The following is a 1,715-nucleotide window of genomic DNA, read 5'->3' on the forward strand; positions in this document are numbered from 1 at the left end:
GTCGAGGTCGACTACCGCCACGTCCCCCAGCAGGCTGCGGGTGGCGCTTTGGGCCAGCACCACCACCGGCGCGCTGTCGTGCAGCATGTAGGCGATGCGCTCTGGCGGGTACGCCGGGTCCAGCGGCACATAGGCACCGCCGGCCTTGAGGATGGCGAACAAACCGACGACCATGTCCAGGCCGCGCTCGACGCAGATGCCCACCCGTGCATCCGGGCGCACACCGCTGTCACGCAGGTGATGGGCCAGGCGGTTGGCGCGTTCATTGAGTTGCTGGTAGCTCAAGGTGTGCTCGCCGGCCTTCACCGCCACTGCCTGCGGGGTACGTACAACCTGGGCTTCAAACAGCCCGTGCAGGGTCTGGTCGAGGTTGTAGTTCACCTCGGTGGCGTTGAACTGCACCAGCAGTTGTTGCCGCTCTTGCAGCCCCAGCACCGGCAGGCGGTTCAGCGCCTGGTGCGGTGCCTGCTCAAGAGCCTCGACCAGGCCGCTCAACGCGTTATGCATATAGCCGCACACCCGTTGCGCATCCATCTGGGCCAGGGCGGTGAATGCATAGCCGTCGCCCAGGTCATCCACGTTCAAGGTCAGCGGGTAATTGGTGCGCCCGTCATTGACCAAGGTCTGCATGCCTTCCCATGCCAACTGCGCATCCGCCGAGCGGGTGGCGGCGCCGCGATGGCGATAGTTGAGCATCGAGCTGAACAAGGGCGCCGGGGCCGCTACGCCACTGCAACGCTGGGCCAACGCCAGGGAGGCGTGTTCATGGCCGAGCAATTCGGTCAGCCGCGCATGGGTGGCCCGCACGGCGGCGCGGGCGCCCTGGTCGTCGATATCCAGGCGCAGCGGCAAGGTGTTGATAAACACGCCCAGAGCGCGGTCGGCTCCCTCGCCGCCTTGCAGACGGCCCACCAGTACCGTGCCGAACACCACCGTATGGCGCGCCGATACCGCGGCCAGCACCTGCGCCCAGGCCAGATGGAACAGGCTGGCAGCGCTGACCCCCAGCAGCCGTGCCTGGCTGCGCAGGCGGCGGTTGAGCTGGCTGTCCAGTTGCAGGGTGTGTTCGTCGATGGCATTGCCGTCGCCGCGCACGTCCTGCCAGCCGAACGGCAACGTCGGTTCGTCGACATCGCCCAGCATCTGGCGGAAGAACTGCTCATGCTCCTGTTCGCTGACACCCAAACGGGCCTGGGCCACATAGTTGCGATACGGCATTGGCGCGGCGGTGGGCGCTGCGTGGCCCAACAGGTGGCCCTGCATTTCGCGCAACACCACGTCGAAGGCGGTGTGGTCCAACACGATATGATGATAGAGCAACACCGCCACCACGCGCTGGTTGGCCGGGTCCTGGGCGTACATCAGGCGGATCAGCGGCGCCTGGCTGATCTCCAGGCGATACCGCCGCGCATCAAACCGCTCGTGCAGGCCGGCGAGTACGTCACCTTCCAGTTGCAGTTCCTGCACGCACAACTGCGCCTGGCGCCACACCACTTGCAGCGGTTGCGCCAGGCCCTCCCACACCACCCCGGTGCGCAGGATGTCGTGGCGGTCGATCACCTGTTGCAGTGCGCGCATAAAGGCCTGCAGGCGCTCCACACCGTCAAACGCCAGGTGTGATTGCAGCAGGTAAGGATCGCCCTGCGCCGCCGTGAGGTAGTGATAGAAAATCCCTTCCTGCAACGGCGCCAGCGGGTAGATGTCCTGCACGTTGG

At 66.1% G+C, this 1,715-nt stretch carries 1 protein-coding gene; it reads right to left on the bottom strand.

The features are described from left to right. A partial coding sequence (locus BKD70_RS23210; RefSeq protein WP_139145821.1) for a condensation domain-containing protein occupies window positions 1-1,715 on the bottom strand: 1,715 nt, incomplete at both ends.

The organism is Pseudomonas sp. BS-2016, assembly GCF_001806145.1.
Classification (GTDB): domain Bacteria; phylum Pseudomonadota; class Gammaproteobacteria; order Pseudomonadales; family Pseudomonadaceae; genus Aquipseudomonas; species Aquipseudomonas lundensis.